This is a genomic window from Pseudomonas sp. Seg1, assembly GCF_018326005.1.
Classification (GTDB): Bacteria; Pseudomonadota; Gammaproteobacteria; order Pseudomonadales; family Pseudomonadaceae; genus Aquipseudomonas.
Window position 1 is genome coordinate 4649588 of sequence record NZ_AP021903.1, and the last position, 16652, is coordinate 4666239.

13 protein-coding genes and 1 pseudogene are annotated in these 16652 nt (G+C 59.4%); 3 read left to right on the plus strand and 11 right to left on the minus strand.

The genetic code is table 11. The features are described 5' to 3' along the window. Window positions 1-57: 57 nt before the first annotated feature. The 7 genes from KI231_RS30380 to kdpF all read right to left on the minus strand — a co-directional run bounded on the left by KI231_RS30380 (window position 58) and on the right by kdpF (window position 9017). A complete protein-coding gene (locus KI231_RS30380) occupies window positions 58-546 on the minus strand; it encodes an Ig-like domain-containing protein (protein ID WP_213028823.1) in 489 nt (162 codons plus the stop codon). Between the two features lie 279 nt (window positions 547-825). Next, on the minus strand, window positions 826-1527 hold the full coding sequence (locus tag KI231_RS20855; protein WP_213026216.1) for a response regulator: 702 nt from the start codon (window positions 1525-1527) through the stop codon (window positions 826-828). A 48-nt stretch (window positions 1528-1575) separates the two neighbouring features. After that, the gene (locus KI231_RS20860; protein ID WP_213026217.1) at window positions 1576-4227 is read right to left on the minus strand and encodes a DUF4118 domain-containing protein; all 2652 of its coding nucleotides are present in this window, start codon (window positions 4225-4227) and stop codon (window positions 1576-1578) included. Window positions 4228-4365: 138 nt separating this feature from the next. Next, a complete protein-coding gene (gene kdpC, locus KI231_RS20865) occupies window positions 4366-4911 on the minus strand; it encodes a potassium-transporting ATPase subunit KdpC (RefSeq protein WP_103305699.1) in 546 nt (181 codons plus the stop codon). A 245-nt stretch (window positions 4912-5156) separates the two neighbouring features. Then, on the minus strand, window positions 5157-7214 hold the full coding sequence (gene kdpB, locus KI231_RS20870) for a potassium-transporting ATPase subunit KdpB (protein ID WP_213026218.1): 2058 nt from the start codon (window positions 7212-7214) through the stop codon (window positions 5157-5159). Window positions 7215-7224: 10 nt separating this feature from the next. Next, a complete protein-coding gene (gene kdpA / locus KI231_RS20875) occupies window positions 7225-8919 on the minus strand; it encodes a potassium-transporting ATPase subunit KdpA (protein ID WP_213026219.1) in 1695 nt (564 codons plus the stop codon). Window positions 8920-8927: 8 nt separating this feature from the next. Further along, entirely contained in the window at window positions 8928-9017 is a 90-nt protein-coding gene (gene kdpF / locus KI231_RS20880) for a K(+)-transporting ATPase subunit F (protein ID WP_007899818.1), read from the minus strand. Window positions 9018-9441: 424 nt separating this feature from the next. Between kdpF and eat the strand changes: the two genes are divergently transcribed. From eat to KI231_RS20895, 3 genes are all read left to right on the plus strand, one after another. Next, window positions 9442-10806 (plus strand): ethanolamine permease, encoded by a 1365-nt coding sequence (gene eat / locus KI231_RS20885; RefSeq protein ID WP_213026220.1) that lies wholly within the window; start codon window positions 9442-9444, stop codon window positions 10804-10806. A 130-nt stretch (window positions 10807-10936) separates the two neighbouring features. Then, window positions 10937-11104 carry a DUF2897 family protein gene (locus KI231_RS20890; RefSeq protein WP_103305695.1) on the plus strand — a complete coding sequence of 56 codons (168 nt, stop codon included), beginning with the start codon at window positions 10937-10939 and terminating at the stop codon, window positions 11102-11104. Between the two features lie 137 nt (window positions 11105-11241). Then, complete coding sequence (locus tag KI231_RS20895; protein ID WP_213026221.1) at window positions 11242-11799, plus strand: TetR/AcrR family transcriptional regulator; 558 nt, start codon at window positions 11242-11244, stop codon at window positions 11797-11799. Here the strand turns inward: KI231_RS20895 and fabF are convergent. The 4 genes and pseudogenes from fabF to KI231_RS20915 all read right to left on the minus strand — a co-directional run bounded on the left by fabF (window position 11796) and on the right by KI231_RS20915 (window position 16545). Then, a complete protein-coding gene (gene fabF / locus KI231_RS20900; protein WP_213026222.1) occupies window positions 11796-13070 on the minus strand; it encodes a beta-ketoacyl-ACP synthase II in 1275 nt (424 codons plus the stop codon). The genes KI231_RS20895 and fabF overlap by 4 nt on opposite strands. Before the next feature lie 32 nt (window positions 13071-13102). Continuing rightward, complete coding sequence (locus KI231_RS20905; RefSeq protein WP_213026223.1) at window positions 13103-13897, minus strand: SDR family NAD(P)-dependent oxidoreductase; 795 nt, start codon at window positions 13895-13897, stop codon at window positions 13103-13105. Between the two features lie 206 nt (window positions 13898-14103). Further along, window positions 14104-14440: pseudogene (locus KI231_RS20910) on the minus strand (ComEA family DNA-binding protein). A gap of 110 nt (window positions 14441-14550) precedes the next feature. Next, window positions 14551-16545, minus strand: coding sequence for a polysaccharide biosynthesis protein (locus KI231_RS20915; protein ID WP_213028824.1), 1995 nt, complete (start codon window positions 16543-16545; stop codon window positions 14551-14553). Between the last annotated feature and the right edge of the window lie 107 nt (window positions 16546-16652).

The following is a 16652-nucleotide window of genomic DNA, read 5'->3' on the forward strand; positions in this document are numbered from 1 at the left end:
CACAGGGAGCCGACTATCAGCTCCCTGAATCACTCGCAAATAGCTGAAGGCCTGCCCCTACAGATTTCTGCCGAGTGCATTAAAGACATGGCCAGTGTCATTTGTCTGCTCAACTCCCGTTTTCAGGTTCTTCGTGTAAACGTTTATTCCGGTTTCAATCGGATAAGGAGGCTGAGGCTCTGGCTTATCCGTAGACCCTGTTGTCGACCAGAACTGTCCATCATTCAGCGGCCACTGATCGCCAAAGCGCTGGTGAAGAATCCTTAACTCATTGATATCTGCCAACCTCACTCTTTCTCTATTTGCGTCATCTACCAGGGTAGCCAGTGGCCCCGGGCCTAAAGAAAAATAGCGATGTCCGTTAGGGATACTCAAGATGTAGCTTTTATGTTGCCCTGTCGCATCCTTGGCTGTCACCGTGACTTGACCCGCACTTAATGCAGTGACAAGGCCCTGATCGTTGACATTAGCAATGCGTGGGTCATTAACCTCGAAGCTATACGGTTTTTTACCACCGCTAGGCTGACGCTGATAGCGTCGTATCAGCCGAGCCGTGTGGCATCAATCCGGGATGCATCTGTAAAGAATGAGCGGCTCCCGTGATGACAGCCTCAGACTGATCCATTTCAAATTTGGCGAGTTTGTCCATAAGTGCTCCACGTCGATCCGTTGGTCGAGTTAGTCACCGAGTCGCAGGCAGTTGAATATGTGAGCTCGGCGAGAGCAAGCTACAGCGGGCGAATAGCGGTTGGCACCTGACAGAAATGACAGTCCCGACGAATGGTATGCGCGAGTAATCCCGGAGCTTTTAATCAGCGTCCTTCACTACTGATTGAACCCACCCTCCAATAGTCGATACCCGACCCCCGCCTCCGTCACGATAAACCGCGGCTGCGTCGGATCATCCGCCAGTTTCTGGCGTAAATGCCCCACCACAATCCGCAGATAGTGACTGTCCTCGGTATGCGTCGGCCCCCAGATATCCTTGAGCAATTGCTGCTGCGTGATCACCCGCCCAGGATGCCGCGCCAGTTGCGCCAACACCGCATATTCCTTGCGGGTCAGCGCCACTTCGGCGCCGTCCAGCAATACGCGCCGATACGCCAGATCCACGGTCAACGGGCCGAAATTCAGCGCTGCCTGCTGCGCCTCGCCCGCCGGTGCCTGGCGCAACAAGGCGCGCACCCGGGCAAGAAACTCCTGAATGCCGAACGGCTTGGTCACGTAATCATTGGCGCCACCATCCAGCGCCTGGACTTTCTGCCCTTCGCTGGCGCGCACCGACAGCACCAGCACCGGCGCCGTGGCCCACTCGCGGAACTCGCGCAGCACCTGCTGACCGTCCATGTCCGGCAGGCCCAGGTCAAGCACCAGCAAGTCCGGTTTGTTCAGCGCCGCTTGCGCCAAACCCTCGGCACCGGTGCCGGCCTCGAGCACTTTGTAGCCTTGTGAAGCGAGGCTGATGCGCAAGAACTTGCGGATCTGCGGTTCGTCGTCGATGACCAAAATGGTCGCAGTCTGGCTCATGAATTCACATCAACAGAAAAGATTGGCAAGAGAGTAGCGCAGTCGCAATCAGGCTTCATCGTCCATCCCCGGTTGCGTCTGCAACGGCAGGTGCAGGGTGATGCGGGTGCCGCGCCCATCGATGCCGTCGCCAACGCTGATTCGTCCGCCGTGCGCACCGACCATGCCCTGACAAATCGCCAGGCCCAGCCCCGTGCCTTGGCCACCGCGATCACCACGGGCGGCGGTGTAGAACATGTCGAAAATCTTCGCTCGCTCATCTTCGGGAATGCCCGGCCCTTCATCACTGACCGAGAAAAAAATCTCATCGTTATTCGCTCCGGCGCTCAGTTGCAAACGACCGTGAAGGGGCGAGAAGCGCGCGGCGTTTTCCAGCACATTGACCAGTGCCTGCTCGATCAGCGCCGCATGCACGAACAACAACGGCAACTCGGCCGGCACATCGGTGCTGACCTGCAACGGTGCGAGCACCGCACGCAGGCGATTGAGCGAACTTCCGACGATGTCGGCCGGCGACACCCAGTCCCGCGCCAGCTTCAGCGCGCCGTGGCCGAGGCGGGTCATGTCGAGCAGGTTCTGGATGTAGCGGTCGAGGCGCTCGGCTTCATCGCGGGTGCCTTCGAGCAGCTCACGACGATCCTCCAGGGGGATCGCTTCGCCGAGGGCCAACAGACTGTCAATGCTGCCGCGCATGGAGGTCAGCGGTGTGCGCAAATCGTGGGATACCGAGGCGAGCAAGGCGCTGCGCAGTTGCTCGGTTTCGCCGTGCAGGCGCGCCGCTTCCAGATCGTCCGCCAGTTGCGCGCGGGCCAGTGCTTGCGCCAATGGCTGACTGAGCGCGGTGAGCAAACGACGACGCTGGCCACTCAGGGTCTGGCCTTCTTTGGCGCAAACACCGAGCAAGGCCAACGGCCCGTCTTCGACCGACAGCGGCCACCACCACCAGCGACCGAACGGCAACGTGCCCGTGCCCATGCCGGCCGGTTGATCGTGCTGCCAGGCCCAGTCGGCGGCGGCGCGTTCGGACTCGGTGAATTCCAGTGGCCCGCCGGTCTCGACTTTCCAGCCACCCTGGCCGTCGCGATTGAGCAGACACAATTGCAGATCGCTCCAGCCATTGAGGTGCTGCGCAGCGGCGCTGACCACGGCCTGCCGATCAGTAGCAGCGGTGAGTTTGCGCGACAGATCGAGCAGTTCGCTGGTTTCTTCCTGGGTGTCGCGCAACGCTTGCAATTGCCGACGCTGACGTGCCGCGAGATTACCGGTGAGCGCCGCCATCAACAGGAAGAACAGCAAGGTCAGCACGTCTTCTTCGCGCTGGATGCTGAAGGAAAAATTCGGTGGGATGAACAGAAAGTCGTAGGTCAGAAACGACAACGCCGCGCAGGCCAGCGCCGGGCCAAGACTGCTGCGCACCGCCACCAGCAACACTGCCGCGAGGAACACCAGCGAGATATTCGGCAGCGGCAACACACTCGACACCGCCCACGCCAGGGCACTGGCCAGCACCGTGGCGACCAGCGCCAGCGCGTAGTCGAACCACACCAGTGTCGGCGTTGATCGAGGGCGCGGTTGATGCTGCTCCTGATCGCTGTCGAGGACGTTGATTTCCAGACCATGGGCCTGCCGCAACAAGCGTGCAGCCAAGCCGCCACCGAACAAGCGACGACGCAGACGCGGTCGCGATTGGCCGACCAGCACCAGACTCGCCCGGCGTTCAGCGGCATGCTGGATCAGGGTTTTCGCCACTTCGCCGGCACGCAGCAACACCACTTCGCCGCCGAGGCGCTCGGCCAGCTGCTGAGCGCTTTGCAGGCGCAGACGCGATTGCTCGTCACGCACCGTGCCGTTGTCGACGTGCACCAGACTCCACGGCAAATGCCGACGCTGCGCCACCCGACTGGCGTGACGCACAAGGCGTTCGGCCTGCGCATCGCCATCGACACCGACCAGCAAACGTCCGCGCACCGCCGGCGCGGCCTGACCGAGTTGCCGATAGCCCTGAGCGAGATCGTTATCGACCTGTGCGGCAGCGGTTTGCATCGCCAGCTCGCGCAGTGCGGTGAGGTTGGTCTGGGTAAAAAATGCATCGATCGCAGCGCGGGCCTGCTCCGGCACGTAGACCTTGCCTTCGCGCAGTCGCTCAAGCAATTCGCGCGGTGGCAAGTCGATCAGCAGCAGTTCGTAGGCTTCCTGCAGCACCCAGTCGGGCAGCGTTTCGCGCACCTGCACACCGGTGATGCCACGCACCTGATCGTTGAGGCTTTCGAGGTGCTGGACGTTGACCGTGGTGAACACGTCGATGCCGGCGGCGAGCAGTTCCTGAATGTCTTGCCAGCGTTTGGTATGGCGACTGCCGGGAGCGTTGCTGTGTGCCAGTTCATCGACCAGCACCAGTTTCGGTTTGGCGGCGAGGATGCCGTCGAGGTCCATTTCTTCCAGCATCACACCACGGTATTCCGAGCGCACCAATGGCTGCTGCGGCAGGCCGCCGAGCAGCGCTTCGGTTTCGGCGCGGCCATGGGTCTCGACGACCCCGGCGATGACTTTTACGCCCTGGCGCAGTTGGGTGTGGGCAGCCTGGAGCATCGCATAGGTCTTGCCGACGCCGGGAGCGGCGCCGAGAAAAACCTTGAGTCGGCCACGGCCGTCGCGGGGCAGGTCAGCTAACAGTGCGTCGGCGCGGCCGGAGTCGCTCATGCTTGATCTCTTCAGTCAGATGTTGATCGTTCCCACGCTCTGCGTGGGAATGCAGCCCGGGACGCTCTGCGTCCCACTAATGCAGACGCGGAGCGTCCATTGATGCATTCCCACGCAGAGCGTGGGAACGATCATCTTCTACAGTTTTTCCAGTGCCATGTTCAGCTCAAGCACATTCACCACCGGCGGCCCTACCAACGGCTGTTCGATGTGCGCATCGAGCAGTTGCTGCAAGGTCGACACCGGCAGATTGCGCGCTTGCGCGACACGCGCCAGTTGATAGGCAATTGCCGCTGGAGGCAAGTGCGGATCGAGGCCGCTGCCGGAAGTGGTCAGCAGCGCCAATGGCACTGGACCTTGCCCGGGAACCTGCAATTTGTTGGCGTCGTCGATCACCCGTGTGGCCAGTGCCGGATTGCTCGGCGCCAGGTTGCTCGCGCTGCTGGAAACGGTCGCAAACGCACCGGCCGATGGCCGTGGGTGGAACCAGGCATCGCCGACAAAATCCTGGGCGATCAGAGACGAGCCGCGAACCTTGCCATCGGCGTCGTGAACCAGACTGCCGTTGGCCTGTGCGGGGAACGCGACTTGCGCGACGCCAGTCACCACCAGTGGATAGGCAACGCCGGTGACCAGGGTCATCAGCACCAGCAGGCTCAGGGCCGGACGTATCATTGTGGACATTTCAGAATCCTCGAATTCGTTGGGCAAACTTTGGTGGAGTGTCAGGGAATTCTTTTCCCCCTCACCCCAGCCCTCTCCCCCAAGGGGCGAGGGGGGAAAGGGAGCCGAACATCGCATTGTTCAAAACCTCAGTTCGACTCGATCTCTCAGGTCGGTGCAGCCCCAAAAAACACCTCGGTCAGTCCCCTCTCCCTCCGGGCGGTCCGACGTTTCGGGAGGGTCAGGGTGAGGGGCTCTTTGCAGCCTCACACCAGATGCAACGCCGTCAGCAGCATGTCGATCGCCTTGATCCCCACGAACGGCACCACAATCCCGCCCAATCCGTAAATCAGCAGATTGCGTCGCAACAACGCCGCCGCACTCGCCGCCTGCACTCGCACACCACGCAACGCCAGTGGAATCAGCACCACAATGATCAAGGCGTTAAAGACGATGGCCGACAGAATCGCGCTCTGCGGACTGGTCAGGTGCATGATGTTCAGCACGCCCAGTTGCGGGTAGATCGAGGCAAACAGCGCTGGCAGGATCGCGAAGTATTTGGCCACGTCGTTGGCGATGGAAAAGGTCGTCAGCGCGCCGCGTGTCACCAGCAATTCCTTGCCGATCTGCACCACGTCCAACAGCTTGGTCGGGTCGCTGTCGAGGTCGACCATGTTCGCCGCTTCGCGGGCAGCCTGGGTGCCGTCGTTCATCGCCATGCCGACGTCAGCCTGAGCCAGCGCCGGAGCATCGTTGGCGCCGTCGCCGCACATCGCGACCAGGCGACCGTCGTTCTGTTCGTGACGAATACGCGCAAGTTTTTTCTCCGGGGTCGCTTCGGCGAGGACGTCATCGACGCCTGCTTCGGCAGCAATCGCCGCAGCGGTCAGCGGGTTGTCGCCAGTGACCATTACCGTGCGAATCCCCAACTTGCGCAGTTCGGCAAAACGCTCGCGGATACCTGGCTTGACCACGTCCTTGAGATGGATCGCGCCGAGCAGTTTACCGTCGGCACACACCAGCAACGGTGTGCCGCCGCTCTGCGCGATCTTGTCGATTTCCCGCGACAGCGCCGGGGCCAGATCGGTGCGTTTCTGGCCGAGGAAATTCAACAGCGAATCCACCGCGCCCTTGCGATACACGCGGCCCTGATAATCGACACCGGACAAACGGGTTTCCGCACTGAACGGCACAGCGGTCAGGGTTTCCAGCGACGGCTCAGGTTGCGGATGCAGACCGCGCAGGTACTCGACGATGGATTTACCTTCGGCGGTGTCATCTGCCAGCGAGGCAAACAGCGCACCCTCGGCCAGATCGCGACCACTGACACCCGGCGCGGCATACACCGCACTGCACCGACGGTTGCCGAAGGTGATGGTGCCGGTCTTGTCCAGCAACAACACATGCACATCACCCGCCGCTTCCACTGCACGCCCGGATTTGGCGATCACGTTCAGGCGCACCAGGCGATCCATCCCGGCGATACCAATGGCCGACAGCAAGCCACCGATGGTGGTCGGAATCAACGTCACCAGCAGCGCCACCAGGAACACCAGCGGCAAGCTGCCATTGGCGAAGTGGGCGAACGGTTGCAGGGTCACGACCACCAGCAAGAAGATCAGGGTCAGGCCGATCAGCAGGATATCCAGCGCCACTTCGTTCGGGGTTTTCTGGCGTTTGGCGCCTTCGACCAGCGCGATCATGCGGTCGAGGGTCGACTCACCGGGGTTGGCGGTGATCTTCACCAGCAGCCAGTCGGAGACCAGTCGGGTGTTGCCAGTGACCGCCGAGCGATCGCCGCCGGACTCACGAATCACTGGAGCGGATTCACCAGTGATTGCCGCTTCGTTGACCGCCGCAATACCCTCGATGACTTCGCCGTCACCGGGGATCATTTCCCCCGCTTCGACGCGCACGATATCGCCTTTACGCAAGCTGGCTGCGGGCACAACCTGGAAGCTGCCATTGGCCTGTTTGCGTCGGGCGCTGAGGCCTTCGCTGCCGGCCTTGAGGCTGTCGGCGCGGGCCTTGCCGCGACCTTCGGCCAAGGCTTCGGCGAAGTTGGCGAACAGCACCGTGAACCACAGCCACAGGGCGATTTGTGCGGCGACGAACGTCGGTACGACATTGTCCGGAATGAAGCACAACACGGTGGTGAAGATCGCGGTGAGTTCAACCACCAGCATCACTGGCGAGCGCACCAGTTGCCGAGGGTCGAGCTTGACGAAGGCTTGCACCAGCGCCGGGCGCCACAGGGCCGAGATCGCGGTTTTCGCTTGTTCCGGTGCCTTGGCGGCAACGGGTTTGATTGCGGGCATATTCATCATTCAGTCCTCAGAAGCCCATGCTCAGATGTTCGGCGATAGGGCCGAGCGCCAGGGTCGGCAAGAAGGTCAGGCCGCCCACCAGCAAAATGGTCACGGTCAACAGGGTCACGAACAGCGGGCCGTGGGTCGGGAAGCTGTTCTGGCCGATCGGTGCGGTTTTCTTCATCGCCAGGCTGCCGGCCAGTGCCAGTACCGGAAGGATGTAACCGAAGCGCCCGATCAACATGCCCAGACCGAGCATCAGGTTGTGGAACGGTGTGTTCGCACTCAGGCCGCCGAACGCCGAACCGTTGTTCGCGCTGGCCGAGGTATAGGCGTAGAGCAATTGGCTGAAACCGTGCGGGCCGGGGTTGCTGATGGTTGCCGCAGGGCCTGGCAGAACGGCGGCAATCGCACCGAGCACCAGCACGCCAACCGGCATCACCAGGAGCGTGACGACCAGCAATTGCACTTCCCGCGCCTGCAGTTTCTTGCCGAGGTATTCCGGGGTGCGGCCGATCATCAGGCCGGCGAGGAACACCGCGATGAGTACGTTGAGCAACATGCCGTAGAGCCCGGCACCGACGCCGCCGAAGATCACTTCGCCGACCATCATGTTGACCAACGCCACCATGCCGCTGAGCGGGTTGAGGCTGTCATGCATGCCGTTGACCGAACCGTTCGACGCCGCCGTGGTGGTCACCGACCACAGCACAGTGGCGGTGGTGCCAAAGCGCGCTTCCTTGCCTTCCAGCGGCGCAGTCTGTTCGACAGCAACGTTGTTCAGCGCAGGGTTAGGCTGATATTCGGCCCACAGCGAGGTCGCGCCGCCGATCAGGAACAGTGCGAGCATGCAGGCGATGATCGCGCGGCTCTGACGCAGGTCCTTGACGTAGTGGCCGAAGGTGAACACCAGCGCCACCGGGATCAAGATGATCGAAGTGACTTCGAACAGGTTGCTCCACGCGGTCGGGTTCTCGAACGGGTGCGCCGAGTTCACGCCGAAGAAGCCACCACCGTTGGTGCCCAGTTGCTTGATCGCAATCTGGCTGGCCGCAGGCCCCAGCGGGATCACTTGATCAACGCCCTGCATCGTCACGGCATTCACATATTGCGCGAAAGTTTGCGGCACGCCCTGCCAGACCAGATACAGCGCCAGCAGCAGGCACAGTGGCAACAAGCCGTATAGGGTGGCGCGGGTCATGTCGACCCAGAAGTTGCCAAGGGTCTTGGCCGACTTGCGACCAATACCACGGCACAGCGCAACCAGTACAGCCAGGCCAGTCGCGGCGCTGACGAAGTTCTGCACGGTGAGGCCGACCATCTGACTCAGGTAGCTGAGGGTCGCTTCGCCGCTGTAGGACTGCCAGTTGGTGTTGGTCATGAAACTGACGGCGGTGTTGAACGCTTGCGTCCACTCCTGACCCGGCAGGTTTTGCGGGTTGAGCGGCAGATGATCCTGGAACAACAGGATCGCAAACAGCAGCAGGAAACCGGCGAGGTTGAACGCCAGCAGCGCCAGCGTGTATTTCTGCCAGCTCTGTTCAGCCTGCGGATCGACCCCGGCAAGGCGATAACAGCCGCGCTCGACCGGGCCGAGAATCGGCGTCAGCCAAGTGCGCTGACCTTCCATCACTTTGTAGTAGAAGCGCCCGAGGAAAGGCGCCGGCAGCAAGACCACCGCGAAGAACGCGAGGATCAGCCAATAGTCATAACTGTGCATAGCCGCTCCTAGTTCCGGTCCGCGCGCAACAGCGCAACCAACAGATAAATGAACAGTCCCACTGCCAGCAGCAGGGACACCCCGTCCAGAACGCTCATGGAAGATCTCCGTGTTACGGCGTATTGCCGCGTGTGGAGGCATTGTCGGAAAGGAGGCTGTAAAGGAACGAGACCGAGGGGATTGGCTGGGCATAAAGAAAGCGTAAAGAGTCGGTTTATGCGGGCTTTACAGCCAGGTTTTGCGCTGGCTGGGCCGGCCACATCGCGGGCAAGCCCGGCTCCCACAGGTTTCGCGGTGAAAGCAGATTCTGCGGTCGGCACAAAACCCTGTGGGAGCGGGCTTGCCCGCGATGGCGGCAGTACAGACAACATCGCACTCAACTGGCGCACAGAAATGTGCTGGTCAGGCGGCGAACATCTTCGATACGACAGCTTTCAGCACATTACGACCTGATTCCCCGCAATGGCACGCCCGCTGCACACAGCCTCCCCCGAGCTTTCCAAACCTTCAGGGAGCAAACACATGAACACACAACTCAAACCCACCCTGGGCACCTTGCATCTGTGGGGCATCGCTGTCGGGCTGGTGATTTCCGGTGAATATTTCGGCTGGAGTTATGGCTGGGGCGTGGCCGGAACACTGGGTTTTCTGGTGACTTCGTTCATGGTCGCGACCATGTACACCTGCTTCATTTTCAGCTTCACCGAACTGACCACGGCGATCCCGCACGCGGGTGGACCGTTCGCCTACAGCCGCCGCGCCTTCGGTGAAAAAGGTGGATTGATTGCCGGGCTGGCAACGCTGATCGAATTCGTTTTCGCGCCGCCGGCCATTGCCCTGGCCATTGGCGCTTACCTGAATGTGCAATTCCCCGCACTTGATCCGAAACACGCGGCGGTCGGCGCCTACATCGTGTTCATGGGCTTGAACATCCTCGGCGTGAAGCTGGCGGCAACCTTCGAGTTGATTGTCTGTGTTCTGGCCGTCGCCGAGTTGTTGGTCTTCATGGGCGTCGTCGCACCGGCGTTCAGCTTCAGCAACTTCGCCCTCAATGGCTGGGCGGGTTCAGATGTGTTCGGGGCGCCAGCGATTGCCGGAATGTTCGCGGCGATTCCGTTTGCCATCTGGTTCTTCCTCGCCATCGAAGGCGCAGCCATGGCCGCCGAAGAAGCCAAGGATCCAAAACGCACGATTCCCAAGGCCTATATCAGCGGCATCCTGACCCTGGTGTTGCTGGCGATGGGCGTGATGTTCTTTGCCGGCGGCGTTGGCGACTGGCGCACCCTGGCCAACATCAACGACCCACTGCCCCAAGCCATGAAAACCGTGGTCGGCGACAACTCCGGCTGGCTGCACATGCTGGTGTGGATCGGCCTGTTCGGCCTGGTGGCAAGTTTCCACGGGATCATCCTCGGTTACTCGCGCCAGTTCTTTGCCCTCTCCCGCGCCGGATACCTACCGGCCTCACTGGCCAAGCTGTCGCGCTTCCAGACCCCGCATCGCGCGATCATTGTCGGAGGCATCATCGGCATCGCCGCCATCTATAGCGACGGCCTGATCAATCTCGGCGGTATGACCCTCACGGCGGCGATGATCACCATGGCCGTGTTCGGCGCCATCGTGATGTACATCATGAGCATGCTCAGCCTGTTCAAACTGCGTAAATCGGAACCGAATCTGGAACGCACCTTCCGTGCGCCGTGCTATCCGCTGATTCCGCTGATTGCATTGGTGCTGGCGGTGGTGTGTCTGGTGGCGATGGCGTGGTTCAACGCGTTGATCGGGCTGATTTTCCTCGGGTTCATGGCCGTAGGCTTCGGCTACTTCCTTCTTACCGGCCAACTGCGCGCCAACGCACCAGCCGATGCCATGCTCACCGGTCTTTAGGATTTGATCGCATGCAACAGGCATAACGGGCCTAGAATGGAACCACTGCGAACTGATCTCGCTCAAAAGTTATATGCAGCGGTTCACGGCGAAATCCTCGCCCACCGATCTGCCTTTAAGGAGAGCCGTTATGCCTTGGTATGCCTGGTTGATTCTGGTCGTTGCAATCGGCTCGATCGTTGGCGGGTTGATGATGTTGCGAGACACCGCCAACAAGGTCGAACTGACCGATGAAGAACGCAAGCGCGTCGCGCAACGCAACGCGGAAATGGACGCGAAAGAAGCGCAAGACCGCTAAAGAAAACCCCGCCTGAATGGCGGGGTTTGTTTTTTCAGATCCGTTCGGACCTGCCTGCATGCTTTTTAGAAGTAGAAGTACAGTCACCATCTAATTTTCCTTGGTTAAGATGGGGGCATTGTTGCGGAGAGCTCCAAATGCGTTACTCGCAAGACCACAAAGCCCAGACCCATCAGCGCATCATCAAGGAAGCCTCGGCACGATTTCGCAAGGACGGCATCGGCGCGACCGGTCTGCAGCCACTTATGAAGGCATTGGGTTTGACCCACGGCGGTTTCTACTCGCACTTCAAATCCAAGGATGAGTTGGTCGAAAAGGCACTGCAGGAAGCGAGTGATCAGGTTGATGGGCTTTGCGCGGAAATCTTTGCGCAAGAAAATCCGCTGCACGCGTTTATCGACACCTACCTGTCCGAATGGCATCAGACCTCCCCGCAGGAAGGCTGTCCTCTCCTGACCATCTCCTCGGAACTGGGTCTGCGCGGACAACCCAGCCCGACCAGCGATGCCGTACTCAACGCGCGACTGGGGCAGATCGATAACACCCTTGAAGGTGACAATCGTGCCGACCGCGCCATCGTCATCATGTCGACCCTGGTCGGCGCTCTGTTGCTGTCACGCAGTGTCGCGGATGCCGAGTTTGCGCAGCGCATTCTTGACGTCACCCGCGACCATCTCAAACAGACGGAAGACTAATCCTGCCAACGCTTGAATAGCACGCTGGCGTTTACCCCGCCGAAACCGAAGCCATTGGACAAGGCATATTCGATCGGCATCACCCGGGCCTGGCCATGGACAATGTCTACCCCTTCGCTCGCAGGGTCGGGGTTTTCAAAGTTGAGCGTTGGCGGTACGACCTGATCACGAATTGCCAGTAATGTGAAGATCGCTTCAAGCCCGCCGGCAGCGCCAAGCAAATGTCCGGTGGCGGACTTGGTTGAGGTCACAGCGATTTTGTTTTCCTTGCCGAATACGCTTTTAATCGCCGCCAGTTCCCCCAGATCACCCACCGGTGTGGACGTGGCGTGAGCATTAAGATGCTGCACCTGAGCCGGCTTAACGCCGGCCTGAGCCAGCGCCAACTCCATTGCGCGCCGTGCACCGCTGCCGTCTTCAGGACCCGCTGTCAGGTGATAGGCATCGGCCGTGGTGCCGTAACCTACCAACTCCGCCAAGGGTTTTGCGCCACGGGCCAAGGCGTGCTCCAGAGATTCGATCACCAGCAGGCCCGCGCCCTCGCCCATGACAAAGCCATCACGACCGCTGTCGAACGGTCGCGAGGCGCGCTGCGGGGTGTCGTTGTAGCCACTGGACAGCGCCCGAGCTGCCGCGAAACCGGCAAGGCTGACCCGATCGATCGAAGCTTCCGCTCCACCGCATACAGCGATGTCGGCTTCACCGGCACGAATCAATCGCGCAGCGTCACCGATCGCTTGAACCCCGGCGGCACACGCCGTCACCGGCGCGCCCAGCGGACCTTTGAGGCCATGCTGGATCGACACATGACCGGCCGCCAGATTGACCAGAAAAGAAGGAATGGTGAAAGGCGACAAACGACGCGGGCCTCGACTGTCAGTCGTACGCACGGCATCGGCAATCGCCCCGAACCCGCCCACACCCGAGCCGATAATCGTCGCGGTGCGCTCGCGGCTTGTTTCTTCAGACGGATGCCACCCAGCCTGCTCCAGCGCCTGCCGGGCGGCCTCCATGGCAAACAGAATGAAGCGATCCATCTTCTTCTGTTCTTTGGGTGGTGTGGCGCGATCCGGATCGAAACCGGCCTCGGCGTCCTCTTCCACGGTTGGTACCCTGCCGCCAACACTGGTGGGCAAGTCAGCGACCACAGCTTCAGGCAAATTGCGCAGGCCCGAACGCCCTTCCAGCAAACGCTGCCAGACAACTTCGACACCGCTGCCCAAGGGTGAAACCAGGCCCATGCCTGTGACGACTATTCGACGCTGATCCATACCGCGTGTACCTCTGACCGATTGAGGAAAACTTACTTGTAACGATTGGCTGCCGAGCTACGGGAAAGGTTCGGTACCATGACGTGCCGCGCAGCGACAAAGGCTTGCCACTCGCCCGCATCCGGCAGGGACGGGATAGTAATGAGTTCCCCCTGATCCAGACCTGCCAGCGCGGCATCGACCATCTCGCCGGCCTCCATCACCATTTCGGCCGGGATAGCGCTGGCGTCGATGCCTGATCGCTCCCAGATTTCCGTACGGGTAACACCGGGCAGCACCGCTTGCACTTTGACGCCGGTGCCATCGAGCTCGGCATTCAACGATTGTGTGAGGCTCAGCACGTAAGCTTTGCTGGCGCTGTAGGTCGCATTGAAACGCTCCGGAAACAGCGCCACCACCGAGGCAATATTGATGATCGTGCCGCGACCGGCCTTGGCGAAACTCGCTGCGGCCGCAGAGGCCAGCAACGTGACGGCTGTGACATTCAGCTGGATCAATCGCTCCAGTTGTTCCGCGTCCGAATTGGCCAGCAGTCCGTCCGCCGCCACACCGGCGTTGTTCACCAGCAAACTGATGCTTGAGTCGCTGCGCAGACGTTGCTGGAGTTTCAGCACATCGTCTTTCTGCGTCAGATCCGCTTTCAGTACCTCGACCTGAACGCCATGGGCATCACGCAACTTGCTCGCTGCGCTTTCCAGACGCGCCTGATCCCTGGCGACCAACAGCAAATCAAAACCGCGAGCCGCCAGTCGTTGCGCGTAGATCGCACCAATACCGGACGATGCGCCAGTGACGAGCGCTGTACCTTGGGACTGAACAGAATTCATGAACGTGCTCCTGACATGCATAAGGGACATGGCCTCCAGTGTGATCGAAGGCAACAGAAATTATTATAGGCATAATTTTTAGGTAATATGATAGCCGTAATTTTCAGTTTTCCGATAAACGCCTCAACACCGTCTCCGCCTAGCCTTGTTCACCTGAAAACAAAAAGGCCGGTCAATGACCGGCCCCTTGGCGTTGAACAATCAGCTTAGTTCACTTCCAGCTTATCGCGATTGCGATCCAGGATCGCCTTGCCAATCCCCTTCACTTCCAGCAACTCATCCACCGATGCGAATGGCCCGTTTGTTTCACGATAAGCAACAATCGCTTTGGCCTTCGCCTCGCCTACACCGGACAGCTCCTTTTGCAGCGTTGCTGCGTCGGCACCATTGAGATCGACTTTTGCACTTTGAGAAGGTGTCGCAGCGTCCATCACCATCGGCGCCTTCGCTGGCTCGGGGGGGTGTGGCAGGTGCCGCAATTGCTGCAATCGACGCGCTGGTCAGGAAAGCAAATATCAGGGAGTAGAAGTAACCGGTACGCATAAGTGACGCTCCATCATCATTTTAGAAAGCAGCTTTTCCCAAGCTGCTATTCAAAAGTAGGTCATGGATGGAGCATGTCAAAAATGCGTGCGTTACAGGATGTGAAACAATCAGGGTTCGAGACGGCGTTGCTGGTAGATCCAGTCGACGATCTCGCCGTCGGGGGTGTAGCCGCTGACAGTTTCGCGCAGGAGTTGGCGAACGCGGGAATAATCGTCTTTCTCAACGGCAAAAAGCAGATCGCTCAATCTGACTTTCAACACATCCCAAGGCAGATGATCCTCGTTGGCCGTCATGATCATCGGGTGTGGTGTAGCGGCTACGTTATCGCCGATCAACAATTCCTCGTAGAGCTTTTCGCCTGGGCGCAAACCGGTGAACGCAATGGAGATATCGCCTTGAGGATTACGTTCAGAACGAATGCTCAGACCAGAAAGATGAATCATCTTCTCTGCTAATTCGACGATTCTCACAGGTTCTCCCATATCCAGAACAAACACATCGCCGCCCTGACCCATTGAGCCAGCCTGGATGACCAGTTGCGCAGCTTCAGGAATGGTCATGAAATAGCGGGTGATCTTCGGGTGAGTGACCGTGAGAGGGCCACCGGATTTGATTTGACTGTGAAATAGCGGGATCACCGAACCAGATGACCCCAGCACATTGCCAAAGCGCACCATGGTAAAACGCGTCTTGTTGACCCGAGATACTTTGTCGTTATCGCCAAACAACACGGGGGCAATTTCACGGCTGAGAGCTTGCAGGGTCATCTCGGCCAACCGCTTCGTGCTGCCCATGACATTGGTCGGACGTACGGCCTTGTCCGTGGATATCAAGACAAAATTGGAAACCCCGGACTGCAACGCCGCCTGAGCAGTATTAAGCGTCCCGATAACATTATTGAGCACACCTTCGGCAATATTGTGTTCAACCATGGGCACGTGCTTGTAAGCCGCCGCATGGTAGACCGTTTCAACTTTCCAGGTCTTCATTACATCCAGAAGTTTGTCCTGGTGCCGAATGGAGCCCAGGATCGGCAACAGACGGACAGTCACCGACTCCCGACAGCCCCGCTGCTCCAATTCAGACAGAATGCTATAGAGATTGAATTCGCTGTGCTCGAACAACAGAAGTGTTGTCGGACCAAGTGAGAAAATCTGTCGGCAAAGCTCTGCACCAATCGAACCGCCAGCGCCAGTGACCATCACTGTCTTGCCTTTGATACACCGTTCAAGCAAGTCCGCTTGCGCTGGTACCGAATCGCGTCCCAGAAGGTCAGCAATATCTACTTCCTGAATGTCTTCGACCTTTACTCGACCGCTGGCAAGGTCGGTGAAGTTGGGTACGCTTCTGACGTGCAGCGGGAAACGCTCCAGAATAGTGAGGATTTCTCTACGTCGCGCACGGGTAGATGAAGGTAAAGCCAAGAGAATTTCCTGCGCGCCCGTCACGTCGATCATCTGCTGGATATGTTTGGGCTTGTACACTTGAAGACCCGAAATTGATCGATCGGCAATGCTGGCATCGTCGTCGATAAAAGCCACCGGGCGCATCACCTTGCCCATACGCAGTGCTGCCACAAGCTGGTTGCCAGCAACACCGGCCCCGTAAATCGCAACTTTGGTCAACCCGTTGTCACGGTTGGCAAACGGCACGTGCTGAGCCGCACTGAACCAATCGCCCATAAAATACTGGCGCATGCACAGTCGCAATCCACCGATAATGACCAGGCTGAGCCACCAGTAGTTGAACACGATGGAGCGCGGTACCACAGACTCATGATTGCTGTACCAATACACCACTAGCGCCAGAATCAGCGAAGACAAACTGACAGCCTTGATAATGGCGATCAAGGCATCGTTACCGAAGTAACGCATGACCGCCCGATACATGCCGAAGCGGATAAAAAGAGGAATTGCGACGACAGGAGCGCAGACAAAAAGCCAGAAATGCACCCTGAACGGGTTGTACATATCATCAATACCCAGACGAACGATGAACGCCAACCACAAGGCAGTCCAGACCAAAAAAATGTCTGTGCCGACCTGAATCAGTCGTTTCTGACGCCGGGGGAGCGCTAACAGACGCTCTCTGACCTTGTCCATAAACTCTTCAAACACCTCAGAATTCTCCCTTCAGCTGCGCTCAAGCTAGTGAAACCTTATAAGCCCATCCCACTCACTTTAAAACCAAAAAAACAGATTTGGTGACC